The 18,855-nt window shown below is 33.1% G+C and carries 21 protein-coding genes and 4 tRNA genes; 23 read left to right on the top strand and 2 right to left on the bottom strand.

Annotation, left to right across the window (positions count from 1 at the left end):
- Positions 1-5 precede the first annotated feature (5 nt).
- The 3 genes from AC1Q5Z_RS18725 (at position 6) to AC1Q5Z_RS18715 (ending at position 2,541) form a co-directional block, all read left to right on the top strand.
- Positions 6-749: a hypothetical protein gene (locus AC1Q5Z_RS18725; RefSeq protein WP_286968817.1), complete on the top strand. Its 744-nt coding sequence runs from the start codon at positions 6-8 to the stop codon at positions 747-749.
- Positions 750-754: 5 nt separating this feature from the next.
- Positions 755-1,453 carry a lipoyl(octanoyl) transferase LipB gene (gene lipB / locus AC1Q5Z_RS18720; RefSeq protein WP_198857533.1) on the top strand — a complete coding sequence of 233 codons (699 nt, stop codon included), beginning with the start codon at positions 755-757 and terminating at the stop codon, positions 1,451-1,453.
- Positions 1,454-1,689: 236 nt separating this feature from the next.
- Positions 1,690-2,541, top strand: a complete 852-nt coding sequence (locus tag AC1Q5Z_RS18715; RefSeq protein ID WP_198857532.1) for a nuclear transport factor 2 family protein — start codon at positions 1,690-1,692, stop codon at positions 2,539-2,541.
- 36 nt (positions 2,542-2,577) lie between these two features.
- On the opposite strand, the gene rnhB is transcribed toward AC1Q5Z_RS18715, so the two are convergent.
- Positions 2,578-3,240, bottom strand: coding sequence for a ribonuclease HII (rnhB, locus tag AC1Q5Z_RS18710; RefSeq protein WP_492446336.1), 663 nt, complete (start codon positions 3,238-3,240; stop codon positions 2,578-2,580).
- A 169-nt stretch (positions 3,241-3,409) separates the two neighbouring features.
- On the opposite strand from rnhB, the gene AC1Q5Z_RS18705 reads away from it, so the two are divergent.
- From AC1Q5Z_RS18705 to AC1Q5Z_RS18685, 5 genes are all read left to right on the top strand, one after another.
- Complete coding sequence (locus AC1Q5Z_RS18705) at positions 3,410-5,395, top strand: putative porin (RefSeq protein WP_278022604.1); 1,986 nt, start codon at positions 3,410-3,412, stop codon at positions 5,393-5,395.
- 49 nt (positions 5,396-5,444) lie between these two features.
- Positions 5,445-6,806, top strand: coding sequence for a pyridoxal-phosphate dependent enzyme (locus tag AC1Q5Z_RS18700; RefSeq protein ID WP_198857529.1), 1,362 nt, complete (start codon positions 5,445-5,447; stop codon positions 6,804-6,806).
- A gap of 78 nt (positions 6,807-6,884) precedes the next feature.
- Positions 6,885-7,367, top strand: a complete 483-nt coding sequence (locus AC1Q5Z_RS18695; RefSeq protein ID WP_278022603.1) for a 3'-5' exonuclease — start codon at positions 6,885-6,887, stop codon at positions 7,365-7,367.
- Between the two features lie 75 nt (positions 7,368-7,442).
- Positions 7,443-8,714 carry a DUF2851 family protein gene (locus tag AC1Q5Z_RS18690; protein WP_492446334.1) on the top strand — a complete coding sequence of 424 codons (1,272 nt, stop codon included), beginning with the start codon at positions 7,443-7,445 and terminating at the stop codon, positions 8,712-8,714.
- 62 nt (positions 8,715-8,776) lie between these two features.
- Entirely contained in the window at positions 8,777-9,004 is a 228-nt protein-coding gene (locus AC1Q5Z_RS18685; protein WP_008466940.1) for a PspC family transcriptional regulator, read from the top strand.
- 49 nt (positions 9,005-9,053) lie between these two features.
- Here AC1Q5Z_RS18685 and AC1Q5Z_RS18680 read toward each other — a convergent pair whose 3' ends face one another.
- On the bottom strand, positions 9,054-10,520 hold the full coding sequence (locus AC1Q5Z_RS18680) for an APC family permease (RefSeq protein WP_343587200.1): 1,467 nt from the start codon (positions 10,518-10,520) through the stop codon (positions 9,054-9,056).
- A 325-nt stretch (positions 10,521-10,845) separates the two neighbouring features.
- On the opposite strand from AC1Q5Z_RS18680, the gene AC1Q5Z_RS18675 reads away from it, so the two are divergent.
- From AC1Q5Z_RS18675 to rplJ, 15 genes are all read left to right on the top strand, one after another.
- On the top strand, positions 10,846-11,670 hold the full coding sequence (locus AC1Q5Z_RS18675; RefSeq protein WP_343587197.1) for a ComEA family DNA-binding protein: 825 nt from the start codon (positions 10,846-10,848) through the stop codon (positions 11,668-11,670).
- Positions 11,671-11,684: 14 nt separating this feature from the next.
- Complete coding sequence (locus tag AC1Q5Z_RS18670) at positions 11,685-12,824, top strand: acyl-CoA dehydrogenase family protein (RefSeq protein ID WP_198857524.1); 1,140 nt, start codon at positions 11,685-11,687, stop codon at positions 12,822-12,824.
- Between the two features lie 144 nt (positions 12,825-12,968).
- Entirely contained in the window at positions 12,969-13,163 is a 195-nt protein-coding gene (gene rpsU, locus AC1Q5Z_RS18665; protein WP_026730435.1) for a 30S ribosomal protein S21, read from the top strand.
- Positions 13,164-13,251: 88 nt separating this feature from the next.
- The gene (locus tag AC1Q5Z_RS18660; RefSeq protein ID WP_492446331.1) at positions 13,252-14,145 is read left to right on the top strand and encodes a tyrosine-type recombinase/integrase; all 894 of its coding nucleotides are present in this window, start codon (positions 13,252-13,254) and stop codon (positions 14,143-14,145) included.
- 32 nt (positions 14,146-14,177) lie between these two features.
- Positions 14,178-14,480 carry a ribosome hibernation-promoting factor, HPF/YfiA family gene (gene hpf / locus AC1Q5Z_RS18655; RefSeq protein WP_008466930.1) on the top strand — a complete coding sequence of 101 codons (303 nt, stop codon included), beginning with the start codon at positions 14,178-14,180 and terminating at the stop codon, positions 14,478-14,480.
- A gap of 90 nt (positions 14,481-14,570) precedes the next feature.
- A tRNA-Thr gene (locus tag AC1Q5Z_RS18650) sits at positions 14,571-14,644 on the top strand.
- Between the two features lie 59 nt (positions 14,645-14,703).
- Positions 14,704-14,784: transfer RNA gene (locus tag AC1Q5Z_RS18645), tRNA-Tyr, on the top strand.
- 85 nt (positions 14,785-14,869) lie between these two features.
- Positions 14,870-14,941: transfer RNA gene (locus AC1Q5Z_RS18640), tRNA-Thr, on the top strand.
- Positions 14,942-14,996: 55 nt separating this feature from the next.
- On the top strand, positions 14,997-16,184 hold the full coding sequence (gene tuf / locus AC1Q5Z_RS18635; protein WP_012024011.1) for an elongation factor Tu: 1,188 nt from the start codon (positions 14,997-14,999) through the stop codon (positions 16,182-16,184).
- A gap of 55 nt (positions 16,185-16,239) precedes the next feature.
- Positions 16,240-16,310: transfer RNA gene (locus AC1Q5Z_RS18630), tRNA-Trp, on the top strand.
- Positions 16,311-16,328: 18 nt separating this feature from the next.
- Positions 16,329-16,526 (top strand): preprotein translocase subunit SecE, encoded by a 198-nt coding sequence (gene secE, locus AC1Q5Z_RS18625; protein WP_008466927.1) that lies wholly within the window; start codon positions 16,329-16,331, stop codon positions 16,524-16,526.
- Positions 16,527-16,536: 10 nt separating this feature from the next.
- Positions 16,537-17,088 (top strand): transcription termination/antitermination protein NusG, encoded by a 552-nt coding sequence (gene nusG, locus AC1Q5Z_RS18620; protein WP_008466925.1) that lies wholly within the window; start codon positions 16,537-16,539, stop codon positions 17,086-17,088.
- Between the two features lie 67 nt (positions 17,089-17,155).
- Entirely contained in the window at positions 17,156-17,593 is a 438-nt protein-coding gene (rplK, locus tag AC1Q5Z_RS18615) for a 50S ribosomal protein L11 (protein WP_008466923.1), read from the top strand.
- 13 nt (positions 17,594-17,606) lie between these two features.
- Entirely contained in the window at positions 17,607-18,296 is a 690-nt protein-coding gene (gene rplA / locus AC1Q5Z_RS18610; protein ID WP_025572415.1) for a 50S ribosomal protein L1, read from the top strand.
- A 22-nt stretch (positions 18,297-18,318) separates the two neighbouring features.
- Positions 18,319-18,822 carry a 50S ribosomal protein L10 gene (gene rplJ / locus AC1Q5Z_RS18605; protein ID WP_091492767.1) on the top strand — a complete coding sequence of 168 codons (504 nt, stop codon included), beginning with the start codon at positions 18,319-18,321 and terminating at the stop codon, positions 18,820-18,822.
- Positions 18,823-18,855 lie beyond the last annotated feature (33 nt).

Raw genomic sequence — 18,855 nt, 5'->3', positions numbered from 1 at the left:
CATCGATGAAATTATACAAATTACTTTGTTTTTCTTTTTTAATAGCGACTTTAACTAGCTGTACTTTCACTGAAAATGTTTACATAAACGATAACGGAACCGGAAAATTCTCTGTAGATATGGACGGTTCTCCTATAATGGAAATGGCTGGTGATCAAATTGCAGGTCAAATGGGAGACAATAAAAAAGATATAGATACTACTTTTACTTTCAAAGAAGTATTTCAAGAGAAAAAAGACAGTATCGCCAAATTGTCGCCAGAAACGCAAAAAGAACTTAAAAAACTGGAAAGTTATGTTGTATCGACAAAAATAAGTTCAGAGAAGAAAGAATTTCTAATGAACATGTCAACTGATTTTAAAAACGTAAACGAATTACAAGATATTTTACAGACATTGGGCACGCTTCAAAAATTAGAAGGAGGCAAAAACCCTATGGGAAGCGGTTTCGGAGATAATGGCAGTAAATTAAGTTATACTTATGACGGAAAGAAATTTACAAGAAAAGCAGTAGTCGATCAACAAAAAAAAGCAGCAAAGGCGCAAGATGCAGAAGGAGATATGTCAAAAATGATGTTTGCTTCGTCTAGCTACATTGTTAAATATCACTTTCCAAAAAAGATAAAGAAAGTCTCTAATCCAAGTGCTTTGTTTAGCGACGACAGAAAATCAATTACAATTCAATACTCTTTTACGGATTATATGGAGAATCCCGACAAACTTGACTGTGATGTTGAGTTTGAAAAATAATTAAAATGAACAAAAAAATCCAACTTCAGGATCTGGGTAAAAAAGATTATAAATCTACTTGGGAATATCAAGAAGAAATCTTTAAAGACATAGTCGATTTAAAAATCAAGAATAGAAGAGAAGAACTAGAGCTGCCAACACCAAATTATTTGCTGTTTGTAGAGCATCCGCATGTTTATACTTTAGGAAAAAGTGGCGATCTAGAGAACTTATTATTAAACGAAAAACAACTCGAAGCCAAAGGAGCAACTTTTTATAAGATCAATCGTGGCGGAGATATTACGTATCATGGACCTGGACAAATTGTAGGTTATCCGATTTTAGATTTAGAAAATTTCTTTACTGATATTCATAAATACCTGCGTTTGTTAGAAGAATCAATCATTCTAACTTTGGCAGAATATGGTTTAGAATCGGGCAGAAGCGAAGGAGAAACTGGAGTTTGGCTTGGCGTAGGAACTCCGTTTGCACGTAAAATATGCGCAATGGGTGTTCGTGCTTCAAGATGGGTTACCATGCACGGATTTGCTTTAAATGTAAATATCGATTTAGGATATTTTGATAATATTATTCCATGCGGTATTCGCGGAAAAGGCGTTACTTCTTTAAATGTAGAACTCGGGGTAGAAAAAGTAAATGAAGAAGAAATAAAAGCTAAAATCATAAAACATTTCGCAGAGCTCTTCGAAGCTGAATTTGTTTAAAAACATCTCTAAGAAAGTAAACCGTTTCAGATATTCATTTGAAACGGTTTTTTATTTCGTGTCAATTTTTAGAGAGAAATCGGTTTTTTTCTAAAAAAATATTGAAAAAAGAGAAAAAACATTTCGCAAAAGTTAAGATTTTGAAAGAAAGACAAATTATAGATTATTCGTCGTTCTCTAAGGTATTTATGCTAAATTTGAGTACTTACTATTAAATTTTTAATTCCTGATTGCTTATGAGAAAAATCTACTTATTCTGTTTTCTTTTTGTGCTAAATGGTCTTTTTGCCCAAAAGAAAGATAAATTATATCCAGTTACAGTTTATGAAAAAGTGTGGCAGGAAAAAAATAGCGATACTAGATTAAAGATGATAAAATCAATCTGGTTAGAAGACAGTACTTTTGAAGATCCTTCAGCTTCTATAAAAGGAACTGTTGCGTTTAATAATGTTATTAACGAATTTTACAAGAAAAACCCAGATGCAGTTTTAACTTCGGGAGCCAAAATTGTAAAGGACAATTATGTAACTTGGGAATGGAAAATTCTTGATTCTAAAAATAATCTTGTAATGGCTGGACGTGATTTTGCACGTTTAAACGGAAAAGGTCAGGTAAGTAAAATTATTAGTTTCTGGGATAAAGGAGCAACTTTGTCTGAGGCAGATATTTTAAAAAATCTAGAAGCTGATAATTTGAAAGTAGTGGCGAAATATTATGAAAGTCTTTTTAAAACAAGAGACTTTGATGCTTTGAGTGCTTTAATTGCAGACGGAGCAGTTTATAATCAGGCTACAGGATTGCCTTACGGAGGAACTTATATTGGTTTTAGCGAATGGACAAAAATGTTCACAAAATCAACAGAGTTTTTTGATTTACAGATAGAAAAAGAACCGGTTTATTTTAGTGATGCTTCTAAAAATGAAGTAATCATTTATTTTACAATAAGCTGTAAATCTAAAAAATCAGGTAAAACAATGTCAGTTCCAATTTCAGAACATTTTGATTTGAAGGACGGAAAAATTACGGCTGTCAGACCTTTTTACTATGACACAAAAACATTTGCAGAATTCTTAAAAAGTAAAAAATAAAAAAAACGACCTATGCAAAATAGGTCGTTTTTTTTATTAGAAGAGATCAAGTTCTAGTTGCTCTGGCAAAAGTCTAAAACTCATTCTATGGTATTTTGTGGTTCCAAATTCTTTAATGGCTTCACGATGCTCTTTGGTTGGATATCCTTTGTTTTGTTTCCAATTGTACATCGGAAATTCTTCGTGAATTTGATCCATATATTCGTCGCGATATGTTTTTGCTAAAACAGATGCAGCAGCAATACTCAAGTATTTTCCATCGCCTTTGATAATACTTTGATTCGGAATCGATTTTAAAAGTGCAATTTCGTCCTGAGAAAACTGTTTTCCAAAAGTATTTTTAAGTCCGAGTTTAGCATTTAAGGAACGATTTCCATCAACAATAATATATTCTGGAACATGCTTTAACTTTAAAATGCATTCTTGCATTCCTTTCATAGAAGCATTTAAAATATTTATTTCATCAATTTCGTCTGGAAACAAATGTGTAACGGCAAAACATAAAGCTTCTTGTTCTATAATTGGTCTTAAAAGCGCTCTTGTTTTTTCAGACAATTGCTTACTATCATTCAAGATTTTATTTTCAAAATGTTCGGGTAAAATTATAGCTGCGGCAGTAACTGGTCCAGCTAGACATCCTCTGCCAGCCTCATCGGTTCCGGTTTCCAAAACAAATCCTGAGAAATTTTTTTCGAGCATTTTTTAGGTTTTAAATAACAAATTAGATGAAATTTTTGGCAAAAATATTCGTTTTCGTACTGTCAGCCAAGGCAATTGTATAAAATGAAGTGTTTTTTTATTTATTTGTTTTTATAATTTACCTTTGCTTAGCAAATTTTGTCAAAATAAATTTATACAAAGCCATCAAATGAGAATATTCATTTTTCTATATCTATTAGTTGTACCAACTTTATTGTTTTCTCAAGAAAAAAATCCTGCTTCTAAAAATAATTTAGATATGAATACGAAATATTCAAGTATTACGGATACAGTAAAAAAGAAAAAACAAAAAATAGCGAAAATAGACCAGTATAAAATTGTTACTCTAGAACACGATACAATTTATGCTGATACTTCGTTGACTCTTAAAAGTGCTTACAAACAAAATCATCTAAGAAAAGATCTTTTTGGTCTTATGGAGTTCTCTAATATTGGACAGCCTTTAAATACATTACAATATAGTTTGACAAGTTTTTCTCCGTATCCTGAAATTGGTTTTAGTGGCAAGCATTCTATTTACATGCAGGCAGATCAAATTAGATATTATTCTGTTGCAACACCTTTTACGGAGTTGTTTTTTAACACTACAATTAAAAAAGGGCAAAATGTAGATTCATTTATCACATTAAACGTTTCTAAAAATCTTAATTTTTCTATTGCTTATAAAGGATTAAGATCTGAAGGAGATTATAATAACCAATTGGTTAGTGCAGGAAATTTAAGAATTACAACCAGTTATGCTACAACAGACAAGCGTTATGCGATAAATGCACATTTTACAAATCAAGATATTTTGAATGAAGAAAATGGAGGTATAACGAGTGATTCTGATTTTGAAAGCAATAGTAATGATTATAAAAACCGACAGAGATTGCAAGTTTATTTAACTGATGCAGAATCATTTTTAAAAGGGCGAAGATTGTTTTTTGACCATGCTTTTAGAGTAAATCCAAAAGATGGGAGCAATAACCTTTATATAACGCATCAATTTAATTATGAATATAAGGATTACGAATATAAGCAACCAACGGTAATTTCGACTATAACTTCTAATGACGGAACAACTAGTCGCATACAACGATTTGGAGATTCCTATTCGTCAGGCAATATTAACGACCAGACCAAATATGAGAGACTTTATAATAAAGTAGGTGCAGCTTATGAGAATTCGCTGTTAGGTAAATTTATATTTTTTATAGACGATTACAGATCTAATTACAAATACAATCGAGTTATTATTGGTTCTGATGGAAATGCGATTCCAGATAATTTGTTTTTGCAGTTTAATAATTTCGGTGCTCAGTATGAATATCAGAAAAACAAATGGAACGGTAGATTTTTGTATTCTAGATCAATTACCAACCAATCGCTTTCAGATTTAGATGCAAAGTTGCGATATAATATGAACGAAAAAATCAAGTTTGATTTTAGATATCGCAACATCAATAAACTGCCTAATAATAATTATAATTTGTATCAAAGTAGTTGGATTTCATACAATTGGGCAAATAATTTTAAAAACGAAAAAATCAATTCGTTAAGTGCAGAAATTACAACTCCTTGGTTGACCGGACAAGTTCAGTATACGGTACTAAAAGATCATTTGTATTTTACAGATATGGCTACAGATGCGGAGCAAGCAGCTCAAGAGCAGATCGTTAAGCCAATGCAGTATGGAAATGTAATTAACTATTTAGAAATAAAAGCAAGCAGAGAGTTTAAATTTGGACCTTTTGCATTAGATAATACGCTTTTGTACCAAAAAGTAGATCAATCAGATTTAATTTTAAATGTACCTGATTTTGTAACTAGAAACACATTCTATTATTCAAATCATTTCTTTAAAAAAGCTTTATTTATGCAAACAGGACTTGTGTTTAATTACCTTACGAAGTATTACGGAGATGATTATAACCCTGTTATTGCTGAATTTTTTGTACAGCAGGAGAAAAAAACGGGTGGTTTTGCAACATTCGATTTCTTTGTGAATGCCAGAATACGCCAAACGCGTTTTTATTTAAAAGCAGAGCATTTTAATGCTTTGTTTTCGCAGAGCAACTATTATTCAGCGCCACATAATCCGTATCGTGATTTTGTGTTGCGTTTTGGTCTGGTTTGGAATTTCTTCCAATAAAAAACGGACTATTTTTTATTTAGAACCACTTAATAAAACTTAAATAAAAATGGACTTTTCAAATAATATTTTAGAAACAATTGGTAACACGCCATTGGTAAAACTGAACAAAATTGTTGCTGAAATTGATGCATTAGTATTGGCAAAAGTCGAAACCTTTAATCCTGGTAATTCTGTAAAAGACAGAATGGCTGTAAAAATGATTGAAGATGCTGAGGCAGATGGCCGATTAAAACCTGGAGGAACTATTATTGAAGGAACTTCTGGAAATACAGGAATGGGACTTGCACTTGTGGCAATCGTAAAAGGCTACAAATTAATTTGTGTGATTTCAGACAAACAGTCTAAAGAAAAAATGGATATTCTTCGTGCTGTTGGTGCAAAAGTTGTTGTTTGTCCTACAGATGTTGAGCCTACAGATCCACGTTCATATTATTCGGTTTCAAAGCGTTTAGCAGAAGAAACTCCAAATTCTTGGTACGTAAATCAGTACGATAATATGTCAAATTCATTGGCGCACTATGAGCAAACTGGACCAGAAATTTGGAAACAGACTGATGGAAAAATCACTCATTTTGTTGTTGGTGTTGGAACAGGAGGAACTATTTCTGGAGTTGGAAAATATTTGAAGGAACAAAATCCAAATATTAAAATCTGGGGTATTGATACTTATGGTTCTGTTTTTAAGAAATACCATGAAACAGGAATCTTCGACGAAAACGAAATCTATTCGTATATAACAGAAGGTATTGGAGAAGATATTCTGCCTAAGAATGTTGATTTTTCTCTAATTGACGGTTTTACAAAAGTAACCGATAAAGATGCTGCAGTTTATACTAGAAAGATTGCTCTTGAAGAAGGAATTTTTGTTGGAAATTCTGCTGGAGCTTGTATTAAAGGTTTGTTACAGTTAAAAGAACATTTTAAACCAGATGATGTAGTTGTGGTATTATTTCACGATTCTGGAAGCCGTTATGTTGGAAAAATGTTTAATGATGATTGGATGCGCGAACGCGGATTTTTGGAAGAAAACATAACAAAAGCAGAAGACGTTATTAAAGATCATATTGACAAAGAATTAATCGTTGTTCGTACAGAGGAATTGGTCTCGCATGCAATTGAGCGTATGCGTAAATATAAGATTTCGCAAATTCCAGTTGTAGATATCAATGGTTTTGTTGGTTCTGTAGACGAAACAGACTTGTTTAGAAGTTATGTTGAAGATAAAAATGTTGCCGAAAAACCAATTAAAGAGGTAATGGGTAAACCTTTTCCAATTGTAAAATTAGGAACACCAATTGAGGAAGTTTCAAAACTTTTTAGCAAAGAAAATGACGCTGTTTTGGTTGATTTAGGAAACGGACATCATCACATTATTACTAAATATGATATTATTGGCGCAATAAAATAAGCCTTTATAAATACAAATAATCCATAAATCTTGTTGTAAAACAATTAGGTTTATGGATTTGTCTTTTAAATATATAAAATGAATTTTACAGCTATAGATTTTGAAACCGCAACAGGATATCATCCATGTTCGGTGGGTATTGTAACAGTCGAAAACGGAATTATAGTAGACGAGTATGTAACTTTAATTAAGCCACCAAATAATGAGTATAATCCATTTACGATTCGTGTTCATGGAATTTACCCAAAAGATACTATCAACGCAAAATCTTTTTTCCAAATTTACCCTGAGATTGAAAAGAGACTAAAAAATAGAGTTGTGGTAGCGCATAATGAAAGTTTTGACCGAAATGTTTTAATGAAAACAATGTTGCTTCATGGCTTAAATTATGAAGATTTGAATATTGCTACAAAATGGGAATGCACGGTTAAAATCTATAAAGCAAAAGGCATAAAGCCAACAAAATTAAGTGATTGCTGTCGCGAAATGGATATTCAGCTCAATCACCACGAAGCTTTATCAGATGCAAGGGCTTGTGCTAAGTTATATATGCTTCGTTAATTTTTTATATTTGTAAGAATAATATTAAAAAATAATTTACTTTTAGATTTTGTAACAGCATCATAAAATCTAAAAATGAAAGAAGACTTTCTTCATTATCTCTGGAAATTCAAGAAATTTGATAGCTTGAATTTAAAAACTGCCCAAGGCGAAGTAATAACAATTTTAAAATCGGGCGATTATCTAGAACTTGCCGGGCCTGATTTTTTCAATGCTTACATAGAAATTGGAAATCAGAAATGGGCAGGCAATGTCGAGATTCATTTAAAATCTTCAGATTGGTATTTGCACAATCATGAGAAAGATCCTGCCTACAAAAATGTCATTCTTCATGTAGTGTGGGAAAACGATACTGCTGTTTTTAGAGAAAACAATACTGAAATTCCTGTTTTGGTTCTTAAAGATTATGTTTCAAAAGAAATAATCGAAAATTATAGCACATTGGTTGCTCCAAAAACTTGGATTTTTTGTGAAAGACAATTAAAAGATATTGATGGTTTTGTTTTTAAAAACTGGCAAGAAAGATTGTTTTTTGAGCGTTTAGAGCGAAAATCTGGGTTTATTTATCAATTATTAGAAGAAACCAATCAAGATTGGGAAGCCGTCTTATTTTGCCTTCTAGCAAAGAATTTTGGTTTGAATACAAATGGAAATTCCTTTCTGCAGATTTCAAAAGCAATTCCGTTTGCTATAATCAGAAAAGAGAGTTTTGAGGTTGAAAATTTAGAAGCGCTACTATTTGGAACTTCAAATTTATTAAATGCAGAAAAAGAAGATGTTTACTATAAAGATTTAAAGTTTCGTTATTTCTATTTACTGCATAAATATCAAATAAAAAAAACATATACAGAACCGCTTCAGTTTTTTAAACTTCGGCCAGATAATTTCCCAACAATTAGACTTTCTCAATTGGCGGCATTATATCATAAACATCAAAATCTGTTTTCAAAAATTATTGATTTAAAATCAGTCGATACTGTACATAGTTTGTTAACAGTATCTGCGAGCCTTTATTGGCAAAATCACTATAAGTTTGATAAAGAAAGTCCAAAGAAATCAAAAACACTTTCTAAGTCATTTATAGATCTGCTGATTCTAAATACGATTGTTCCGCTCCAATTTGCTTATTCAAACATCATGGGTGAGTCAATTGCCGAAGATTTAATTGATTTTATGAATGAAGTCACTTCAGAGAAAAATGCTATTATCGATAAATTCAATTCGTTTGGCATTAAGTCAAAAACGGCATTTGATAGTCAGGCATTATTAGAACTCAAAAATGAATATTGCGAACGCAAGGCTTGCTTAAAATGTGCTATCGGATTGGAATTGCTTAAAAATAATTAACGAATTAGAAAATTTCATAATTAGATAATTCCTATTTTTGTAAATCTAAAATCTAAAAAGAAATGTCAGCAATTTTAAAACTAAAATTCTTTTTTGAAAAATATGGTTTCCATGTTTCTTCAAGACTAGCAGATAAACTTGGAATGCGCGTAACAAGTGTGCGCTTGTTTTTTATTTACATTTCTTTTGTTACAGCTGGTTTAGGGTTTGGAGTTTATTTAACTCTTGCTTTCTGGATCAGACTAAAAGATTTAATTCGCTCAAAAAGAACATCAGTATTCGATTTATAAAAAAAAGCTCCAATTTTAAATTGGAGCTTTTTTTATGAAGTTGTATTTATTATTCTTCTGTTGTATTGTTAAGTCTAGATCTTTTCTTGCTATATCCAAAGTATACAATTATACCCAGAACAAGCCATCCAAAAGATAGTAACTGTGCATCTTTACTTAAATTAAAAATTAAATAAGAATTGATTGCAATTCCTAGTACCGCAATAATTGGTAAAGCGGGAACTTTAAATGTTCTTGTTAATCCTGGTTGTTTTACTCTTAAAATCCAAACAGCGATACAAACCATTGTAAAGGCAAACAAAGTACCAAAACTTGTCATATCAGCCAATTTGTTGATTGGTGTAAAAGCAGCAACAGTTGCGATAATAGCTCCAAGAATCATTAAGTTCGTTTTTGGAGTTCCAGAAATAGGGTTTACTTTAGAGAAAACAGAAGGAATTAAACCATCTTTAGACATTCCAAGAAAAATTCTAGATTGTCCCATGATCATAACCATCAATACTGAAATTAAACCAATAGTCGCAGCAACAGTAATAATAGAACCAGCCCAGCCCTGTCCAGCAATATCAAATGCATAAGCAACAGGAGCTTTAATAGCCTCAGGATATTTTCCTAGTGGATTAAAGTCTTGGTAGTTCATCATTCCTGTTAATACTAAAGAAACAAGAATGTATAAAGTTGTACAGATTAATAAAGAAGCAATAATTGCAAAAGGAACATCTTTTTTAGGATTGATAGCTTCTCCAGCTTGTGTAGAAACGGCATCAAAACCAACATAAGCAAAGAAGATCGCAGCAGCTCCAGAAACGATTCCTCCAATTCCGTAAGCATTGTGCGTAGTTTCTTTTTCAATAATCTGAGTTGCTTCAGGAATAAAAGGACTCCAGTTTGCTGTATTAATAAAGAAAAGACCAGCAATAATTACAAAGATTACAGCAGATACTTTAAGAATAACAATTGCGTTATTTGCTTTAGCAGCGCTTTTTGTTCCTTTAATAAGCAATGAAATAACTAAAAGGACAATCAAGAAAGCTGGAAGATTCATAGAAAAACCTTCTCCTGTGTAACTTGCAGGATCTGTAGTTAACCAATCAGGAAGGTGAATGTGAAATATTTTTAGCAATTTGTTAAAGTATCCGGACCAGGAAACCGCTACAGTCATAGATCCCATTGCATACTCGAGAATTAGACCCCATCCAATAATCCAAGCAAAAACTTCTCCAATTGTACCGTAAGCATATGCGTAAGCAGATCCCTCAACAGGTAAAATAGAAGCAAATTCAGAATAGCAAAGAGCCGCAAAAACACACGCAATACCTGCGATGATAAACGAAATTGCTAATGCTGGACCTGCATGATAATAAGCCCCAGTACCTGTAAGTACAAAAATTCCCCCACCGATAATGGCACCAACACCAATGGCAGTAAGACTCCATTTTCCTAGGACTCTTTTTAAATCACTTTTTTTCATATCGGCCTCAAAGGCTGATATAGGTTTAACTCTCCAAATTGACATATTATTTTATTGGTTTATTTGTTATTAAGTGCCAAATGTATTGTTTTTTGTAAAAAATAAAAACAATTATCATGTTTTAAGTTATAAAATCTTTGTTTTTTTTACAGTACTCGTAAGAAACTTTCTCTAAGTATTGACATTCATTAAACTAATTGGACTTTTATAAAAGATTCGATAATTTTTTAAAAACTACTTTTCTTACTAATTTCTATTATAAATTTGAAGGATTTTTCTTTCTTGTTCGAACAAAGATATTTTAGTTATGAATTTTAAGTTTTTCAATAAGTATTTTCATTTTACAAAACAGCAGCGAATAGGCCTCTTTATGCTCTTCATTATTATGATAGGGTTGCAACTGTTTTATTATTTATCCGATTTTAATATTTCAGAAAGTAAAAGTTCTGAAAAAGAGCAATGGCTTGCTCTACAGTCAGAAATCGATCAGGAAAAGTTAGACGATAAAAAGGTAAGCCCAATTAATTATCTTTTCAATCCTAATTTTATTTCTGATTATAAAGGATACAAGCTCGGAATGTCGGTAGAGGAAATTGATCGACTAATGGCATTTCGGAAAGAGAATAAATATATAAATTCAGCAGAAGAATTTCAGAAAGTCACAGGAGTTTCAGATTCACTATTAGATAAAATTTCTCCTTTGTTTAAATTTCCAGATTGGAAACAGAATAAAAATAATTATAGTGCTGAGAAAAGAGATTTTAGTATAAATAGTTTTCCGAAAAAAGAAAAGCTTCCAATATTAGATATTAATGAAGCAACTCAAGAAGATCTGATTAAAATCTACGGAATAGGAGAAGGCTTGTCTTCTAGAATCTTAAAACAAAAAGAAATTTTGGGTTCATTCGTTTCAATGGAACAAATGAATGATATTTGGGGACTCTCTCCACAAGTTGTTAATGAATTAAAAGCTCATTTTAAAGTTGTAATTCCTTCAAACTTGAAGAAAATAAATGTAAATGAGGCTTCATTAAAAGAACTGGCTCAATTTTCATACTTCAAATACACACTCGCAAAACAAATAGTCACTTATAGAAGTATGAACGGAAATTTTAATAATATTGAGGATTTAGCAAAAATTAAAGATTTTCCTGTTGAAAAAGCAAAAATAATTAGTTTATATTTGGAGTTCTAAAAAGAAACTAACTCATGAACTTTGATTACAACGAAACACAACTAATGATTGCACAGTCTATAAAAGACTTTGCAGAAAAAAATATTAGACCTTATATAATGGAATGGGACGAAGCGCAAATTTTCCCAATCCAATTGTTTAAGCAACTTGGCGAGATGGGCTTCATGGGAGTTTTAGTTCCAGAAGAGTATGGAGGTTCAGGTTTGGGGTATCACGAATATATTACAGTTGTAGAAGAAATTTCAAAAGTAGATCCATCAATCGGGTTGTCTGTTGCTGCGCACAATTCTTTATGCACCAATCATATCTTAACGTTCGGAAACGAAGAGCAAAAGAAAAAATGGCTTCCTAAACTTGCTACCGCTGAATTCATAGGTGCGTGGGGATTAACAGAACACAATACAGGTTCAGATGCTGGCGGTATGAATACTACTGCAGTTAAAGACGGAGACCATTGGATTGTAAACGGTGCTAAAAACTTTATTACGCATGGTATTTCTGGAGATGTTGCAGTTGTGGTAGTGCGAACTGGCGAAAAAGGAGATTCTAAAGGAATGACTGCTTTTGTTTTTGAAAAGGGAATGAAAGGCTTTTCATCAGGCAAAAAAGAGAATAAATTAGGAATGAGAGCAAGCGAAACTGCCGAATTGGTTTTTGATAATTGTCGAGTTCCCGATGAAAATAGATTAGGAGAAGTTGGAGAAGGTTTTGTTCAGGCAATGAAAATTCTTGATGGCGGGAGAATCTCGATAGGGGCTCTATCTTTAGGAATTTCAAAAGGAGCGTATGAAGCTGCATTAAAATATTCAAAAGAAAGACATCAATTTGGACAGCCAATTAGTAATTTTCAGGGAATCTCTTTTAAATTAGCAGATATGGCAACAGAGATTGAGGCTTCAGAATTATTGCTCCATAAGGCAGCTTTTTTAAAGCAAAAGCATAAACCAGTAACCACATCTGGTGCTATGGCAAAAATGTATGCTTCAGAAGCATGTGTCAAAATTGCAAATGATGCTGTTCAGATTCATGGAGGTTATGGTTACACTAAAGATTTTCCAGTGGAAAAATTCTATAGAGATTCTAAATTATGTACTATAGGAGAGGGAACAACCGAAATCCAAAAGGTTGTCATTTCTAGAAACTTATTGAAATAAGCATTTGGAAGACGAAATGAAGTTGGTAAATACTAGTTTTCTTCCTGATTATAGGTTTTAAGTGAAAATAATTTAAAATTTATAACTCATAATTCATAATTAATATATACATTTGCAGCCTTAACGAGAGGAGGTGTCTATATTATGTTAATTATACCAATTAAAGACGGAGAAAATATCGATAGAGCATTAAAGCGCTATAAAAGAAAATTTGATAAAACAGGAACTGTTCGTCAATTAAGAGCACGTACTGCTTTTATTAAACCATCTGTTATCAAAAGAGCTCAAATTCAAAAAGCAGCTTACATTCAAGGCTTGAAAGACAGTTTAGAAAGTTAGTATTTAGCTTTTCAAAAATAATTACCGTTAGTGGTCAAAATGTTTTAATTTTGATACTAACGGTTTTTTTGTGCTTAATATTTAAATTATGAAAACAAATAAAGAAGCTTTTTCGGATTATCTTTTATTGGAAAAAAAATATTCTGTGCATACAGTTGGGGCTTACTTAAATGATATTGTGTCTTTTGGATCTTTTGTGAAAGAATCTTTTGATCAAGAGAGTATTGATTTGGTTAATTATAGTCAGGTAAGAAGTTGGATTGTTTTTTTGGTTGATCAAGGTATTTCTAATGTTTCTATAAATAGAAAGATGGCTTCTTTAAAAGCTTTTTATAAGTTTCTTTTGAAAACAAAGCAAATAGAGGTTAATCCCATGCTGAAGCATAAATCTCTAAAAACGCCTAAAGTGGTTCAGATTCCTTTTTCAGAAAAAGAACTGAGTGATCTGCTTACTGTTATAGATACTCCTGTTGGTTTTGAGGAAATAAGAGATAGGCTTATTGTGGAGATGTTTTATGTGACGGGGATGCGTCGAGCGGAATTGATTAATTTGATGATTAAAAATGTGGATCGTTCAAATGGTTTGATTAAGGTTTTGGGAAAAAGAAATAAAGAGCGTATTATTCCGATTTTGCCGATTATTGCAGATCAGATTGATTTGTATATAAAGGAAAGGGACGGTTTGGATAGTTTGGTAAATCATGAGTGTTTTTTTGTTTCGAAAAAAGGGTTAAAATTGAGCGAATCTTTTGTTTATCGTTTAATAAATTCATACTTTAGTAGGGTCTCAGAAAAGGTTAAAAAAAGTCCGCATGTGCTTCGTCATACTTTTGCAACACACCTTTTAAATAATGGGGCAGATTTGAATTCAGTTAAAGAATTACTAGGGCATTCTAGTTTGGCGTCTACGCAAGTTTATACTCATAATAGTTTAGCGGAGCTTAAAAAAGTGTATAGAGGTGCGCATCCGAGAAGTAAATAGTGATTCTAAATGTTAATCCTAAAATTTTTATTATGAAGGTAGATGTTCATGCAGTTAATTTTACTGTCGACAGAAAATTGGTCGATTTTATCCAAGAAAGAATGGGTAAGCTAGAGAAATACTACGATCGAGTGGTTTCATCAGATGTTTTTTTGAAAGTTGAAAGAACGAGTGATAAAGAGAATAAGGTGGTGGAGATAAAGATTAATGTTCCTGGTGATGATTTTTTGGTAAAAAAACAGTGTAAAACATTTGAAGAGGCCGTTGAGCTTTCGGCAGAATCATTAGAACGTTTGCTTGTAAAAAGGAAAGAAAAAATTAGAGCGCACATTTAATTGAAATTTTTTTGAAAAAATGTTTTGATTAAAAGATAAAATAGCTACATTTGCAGTCCGTTAGAAATAGCGGACTTTTTTAATACATTCGCCGATGTAGCTCAGCTGGCTAGAGCAGCTGATTTGTAATCAGCAGGTCGTGGGTTCGAGTCCCTCTATCGGCTCAATAAATTTCAAATGCGATTTGAAATTGGTTCTTTAAAATAATGGACTTTTAAAACTAGGGGAGATACTCAAGCGGCCAACGAGGGCAGACTGTAAATCTGCTGTGTGAACTTCGCAGGTTCGAATCCTGCTCTCCCCACAAATAAAAGTTTAGATTTTAGATTGTAAGTTATAGGTTGTTAAATCTGTATTTTAAAGTCTTTTAATCTAAAAATGGAAACTCTGCCGGTGTAGCTCAGGGGTAGAGTGCTTCCTTGGTAAGGAAGAGGTCTCGGGTTCAAATCCCGACATTGGCTCAAGTAAGTAGGAAATTGAAAATTAATATATAACTAAGATTAAAAATTAAGTAAAATGGCAAAGGAGAATTTTAATCGTTCCAAACCGCACTTAAACATAGGTACAATTGGACACGTAGATCACGGAAAAACTACATTAACTGCTGCAATTACAAAAGTATTGTCAGATGCTGGTTACTGTCAAGCAAAATCGTTTGATCAAATCGATAACGCTCCAGAGGAGAAAGAAAGAGGTATTACTATTAATACATCACACGTAGAGTACGAAACAGCTAACCGTCACTACGCTCACGTTGACTGTCCAGGTCACGCGGATTACGTAAAGAACATGGTTACTGGTGCTGCTCAAATGGACGGAGCTATCTTAGTGGTTGCTGCTACAGATGGTCCAATGCCACAAACTCGTGAGCACATCCTTTTAGGACGTCAGGTAGGTATTCCAAGAATCGTTGTTTTCATGAACAAAGTGGATATGGTTGATGATGCTGAGTTGTTAGAGCTTGTTGAAATGGAAATTAGAGATTTATTATCTTTCTACGAATATGATGGAGATAATGGTCCTGTAGTTCAAGGTTCTGCTTTAGGAGGATTAAACAATGATCCAAACTGGGTACCTAAAATTATCGAATTAATGGAAGCTGTTGACAACTGGATCGAAGAGCCAGTACGTGACGTTGCTAAACCATTCTTGATGCCAGTTGAGGACGTATTTACAATTACAGGTCGTGGAACTGTTGCTACAGGTCGTATCGAAACTGGAGTTGCTAACACTGGAGATCCTGTTGAAATCATTGGTATGGGAGCTGAAAAATTAACTTCTACTATTACAGGAGTTGAGATGTTCCGTAAAATCCTTGATAGAGGTGAAGCTGGAGATAACGTAGGTTTATTGTTAAGAGGTATTGATAAAGCTGATATCAAAAGAGGTATGGTTATTATTAAGCCAGGTTCAGTAAAACCACACGCTAAATTCAAAGCTGAGGTTTATATCTTGAAAAAAGAAGAAGGTGGACGTCACACTCCATTCCACAATAACTACCGTCCACAGTTCTACGTACGTACAACTGACGTAACAGGAGTTATTTCTTTACCAGCAGGTGTAGAGATGGTAATGCCAGGTGATAACTTAACTATTGAGGTTGCTTTATTAAGCCCAATCGCTATGAACGTAGGTTTACGTTTCGCTATCCGTGAAGGTGGTAGAACAGTTGGTGCTGGTCAGGTTACTGAAATCGTAGAGTAATTCTATTAAAATAAATAAGAAGCCAGTGATTATTTTTTAATCACTGGCTTTAATTACGGGCGTAGTTCAAGGGTAGAATAGCGGTCTCCAAAACCGTTGATGGGGGTTCGAATCCCTCCGCCCGTGCAATAAAAAATATATCAAATGACAAAAGTTACTAATTATTTATCAGAGGCTTTCGAAGAGTTAAAGTCAAATGTTACTTGGCCAGCTTGGGCTGAAGTACAAAAATTGACAATTGTTGTGGCTGTATTTTCGATCTTATTCGCTTTGGCAACTTGGGGAGTAGACGAATTTTTTGCAAAAGCTTTGGCTGGATTTTTTAACTGGTTAAAAGGATAATTTTTTTGTGATGGCAGATAATAATGTGAAAAAATGGTACGTAGTTAGAGCGGTTAGCGGTCAAGAAAATAAAGTGAAAGCTTATATCGAGACTGAGATTGCGAGATTAGGTATGGAGGATTATGTTTCTCAAGTTTTGGTTCCTACTGAAAAAGTGGTTACTGTAAAAGATGGGAAAAAATCATCTAAGGATAAAGTGTATTTTCCTGGATATGTTATGATCGAAGCTAACTTAGTTGGTGAGATTCCTCATATTATTAAGTCAATTACTAGTGTTATTGGATTTTTAGGGGAAACTAAAGGTGGAGAGCCGGTTCCTTTAAGACTTTCTGAAGTAAACCGTATGTTAGGTAAAGTAGATGAGCTAGCTGTAAATACAGATACTCGCTCTATTCCATTTAGTGTTGGTGAAACAGTTAAGGTTATTGATGGACCTTTCAATGGATTTAATGGATCTGTTGAGAAAATCAATGAAGAAAAGCGTAAGCTTGAGGTAATGGTTAAGATTTTCGGAAGAAAGACTCCATTAGAATTGAGCTTTATGCAAGTTGAAAAAGTATAATTTTTTGTTACACTATAATAAACCATTGTAATCGCTTCCATTGATTACAGTGTAAAATTTTTTAAAAATGGCTAAAGAAATTAGTAAGGTAGTTAAACTACAAGTTAAGGGAGGTGCTGCGAACCCGTCGCCACCGGTTGGACCTGCTTTAGGAGCTGCTGGGGTAAACATCATGGAGTTCTGTAAGCAATTTAATGCTAGAACTCAAGATAAACCTGGCAAAATTTGTCCAGTGCAAATCACTGTGTACAAAGACAAATCATTTGATTTTGTTGTTAAGACTCCTCCAGCAGCAGTTCAGTTAATGGAAGCTGCAAAGCTAAAATCTGGTTCTGGTGAGCCTAATCGTAAAAAAGTAGCAAGCGTTACTTGGGAACAAATTAGAACTATTGCTGAAGACAAAATGCCAGACTTAAACGCTTTCACAATTGAGAAAGCTATGAGTATGGTTGCTGGAACAGCTAGATCTATGGGTATAACTGTATCAGGAGATGCTCCTTTTTAATTAAGAAAAAGAAATGGCAAAATTAACAAAAAAGCAAAAAGAGGCTGCTTCAAAAATTGAAAAGAACAAATTATACTCTTTAAAAGATGCTGCTGCATTAATTAAAGTTGTTGCTTCTGCAAAATTTGATGAGTCTGTTGATATCGCAGTTCGTTTGGGTGTTGATCCAAGAAAAGCGAATCAAATGGTTAGAGGTGTAGTTACTTTACCTCACGGAACAGGAAAAGACGTTAAAGTATTAGCATTGGTTACTCCAGATAAAGAAGCGGAAGCTAGAGAAGCTGGAGCAGATCACGTTGGTCTTGACGATTACTTACAAAAAATTAAAGACGGTTGGACAGATGTTGATGTGATCATTACTATGCCTGCTGTTATGGGTAAATTAGGTCCATTAGGTCGTATTTTAGGACCTAGAGGTTTAATGCCAAACCCTAAAACAGGTACTGTAACTATGGATGTTGCTAAAGCTGTTCAAGAAGTTAAAGCTGGTAAAATCGACTTTAAAGTTGATAAAACTGGTATCGTACACGCAGGAATCGGTAAAGTTTCTTTTGGAGCTGAGCAGATTGTTGACAACGCACACGAAATTATTCAAACATTAATAAAACTTAAGCCAACTGCTGCTAAAGGTACATACATCAAAGGTATTCACCTTACAAGCACAATGAGTCCTGCTATCGCATTAGACCCAAAAGCAGTATAATTGGTAGTTAAAAATTTTTAGTATGACTAGAGAAGAAAAATCAATCGCGATTGAAAATTTAACTGCGCAGTTAGCTGGTACAAATATCATTTACATTTCTGATATTTCTGGTTTAAACGCAGAGACAACTTCAAACTTACGTAGAGCTTGTTTCAAAGCAGGTATCAAATTAGAAGTTGTAAAGAACACTTTGCTTGCAAAAGCAATGGAAGCTTCTGATAATGATTATGGTGATTTACCTACAGTTTTATCAGGTAACAGTGCTATCTTTATTTCTGATGTTGCTAACGCACCTGGAAAAATTATCAAAGATTTCCGTAAGAAATCTGATAAACCAGTTTTAAAAGGAGCTTACATCAATTCTGAAGTATATATTGGAGATAACCAATTAGATGCATTAGCTACAATTAAATCTAAAGAAGAGCTTATCGGAGAAATCATTGGATTATTACAATCTCCAGCTCAAAGAATTATTTCTGCTTTACAAAACAAATTCGCTGGAAGCGAAGAAGAAGGAGCAGAGTAATTATCGTAAGGGAGTTTACTTCCTTACTGCTTA

This window comes from Flavobacterium sp. GW823-FHT06G12, from assembly GCF_058794775.1.
The sequence above is the reverse complement of the archived record's forward strand: the minus strand, read 5'-3'. Positions and strand labels throughout refer to the sequence as shown.

What these genes read in the sequence shown, in the direction of transcription:
- rplJ (WP_091492767.1), top strand. Translation starts at nt 18,319, where the DNA reads ATGACTAGAGAAGAAAAATCAATCGCGATTGAAAATTTAACTGCGCAG.
- tuf (WP_012024011.1), top strand. Translation starts at nt 14,997, where the DNA reads ATGGCAAAGGAGAATTTTAATCGTTCCAAACCGCACTTAAACATAGGT.
- AC1Q5Z_RS18725 (WP_286968817.1), top strand. Translation starts at nt 6, where the DNA reads ATGAAATTATACAAATTACTTTGTTTTTCTTTTTTAATAGCGACTTTA.
- AC1Q5Z_RS18700 (WP_198857529.1), top strand. Translation starts at nt 5,445, where the DNA reads ATGGACTTTTCAAATAATATTTTAGAAACAATTGGTAACACGCCATTG.
- AC1Q5Z_RS18675 (WP_343587197.1), top strand. Translation starts at nt 10,846, where the DNA reads ATGCTCTTCATTATTATGATAGGGTTGCAACTGTTTTATTATTTATCC.
- rnhB (WP_492446336.1), bottom strand. Translation starts at nt 3,240, where the DNA reads ATGCTCGAAAAAAATTTCTCAGGATTTGTTTTGGAAACCGGAACCGAT.
- AC1Q5Z_RS18690 (WP_492446334.1), top strand. Translation starts at nt 7,443, where the DNA reads ATGAAAGAAGACTTTCTTCATTATCTCTGGAAATTCAAGAAATTTGAT.
- nusG (WP_008466925.1), top strand. Translation starts at nt 16,537, where the DNA reads ATGGCAGATAATAATGTGAAAAAATGGTACGTAGTTAGAGCGGTTAGC.
- hpf (WP_008466930.1), top strand. Translation starts at nt 14,178, where the DNA reads ATGAAGGTAGATGTTCATGCAGTTAATTTTACTGTCGACAGAAAATTG.
- AC1Q5Z_RS18695 (WP_278022603.1), top strand. Translation starts at nt 6,885, where the DNA reads ATGAATTTTACAGCTATAGATTTTGAAACCGCAACAGGATATCATCCA.
- rpsU (WP_026730435.1), top strand. Translation starts at nt 12,969, where the DNA reads ATGTTAATTATACCAATTAAAGACGGAGAAAATATCGATAGAGCATTA.
- lipB (WP_198857533.1), top strand. Translation starts at nt 755, where the DNA reads ATGAACAAAAAAATCCAACTTCAGGATCTGGGTAAAAAAGATTATAAA.
- rplA (WP_025572415.1), top strand. Translation starts at nt 17,607, where the DNA reads ATGGCAAAATTAACAAAAAAGCAAAAAGAGGCTGCTTCAAAAATTGAA.
- secE (WP_008466927.1), top strand. Translation starts at nt 16,329, where the DNA reads ATGACAAAAGTTACTAATTATTTATCAGAGGCTTTCGAAGAGTTAAAG.
- AC1Q5Z_RS18670 (WP_198857524.1), top strand. Translation starts at nt 11,685, where the DNA reads ATGAACTTTGATTACAACGAAACACAACTAATGATTGCACAGTCTATA.
- rplK (WP_008466923.1), top strand. Translation starts at nt 17,156, where the DNA reads ATGGCTAAAGAAATTAGTAAGGTAGTTAAACTACAAGTTAAGGGAGGT.
- AC1Q5Z_RS18680 (WP_343587200.1), bottom strand. Translation starts at nt 10,520, where the DNA reads ATGTCAATTTGGAGAGTTAAACCTATATCAGCCTTTGAGGCCGATATG.
- AC1Q5Z_RS18660 (WP_492446331.1), top strand. Translation starts at nt 13,252, where the DNA reads ATGAAAACAAATAAAGAAGCTTTTTCGGATTATCTTTTATTGGAAAAA.
- AC1Q5Z_RS18705 (WP_278022604.1), top strand. Translation starts at nt 3,410, where the DNA reads ATGAGAATATTCATTTTTCTATATCTATTAGTTGTACCAACTTTATTG.
- AC1Q5Z_RS18685 (WP_008466940.1), top strand. Translation starts at nt 8,777, where the DNA reads ATGTCAGCAATTTTAAAACTAAAATTCTTTTTTGAAAAATATGGTTTC.
- AC1Q5Z_RS18715 (WP_198857532.1), top strand. Translation starts at nt 1,690, where the DNA reads ATGAGAAAAATCTACTTATTCTGTTTTCTTTTTGTGCTAAATGGTCTT.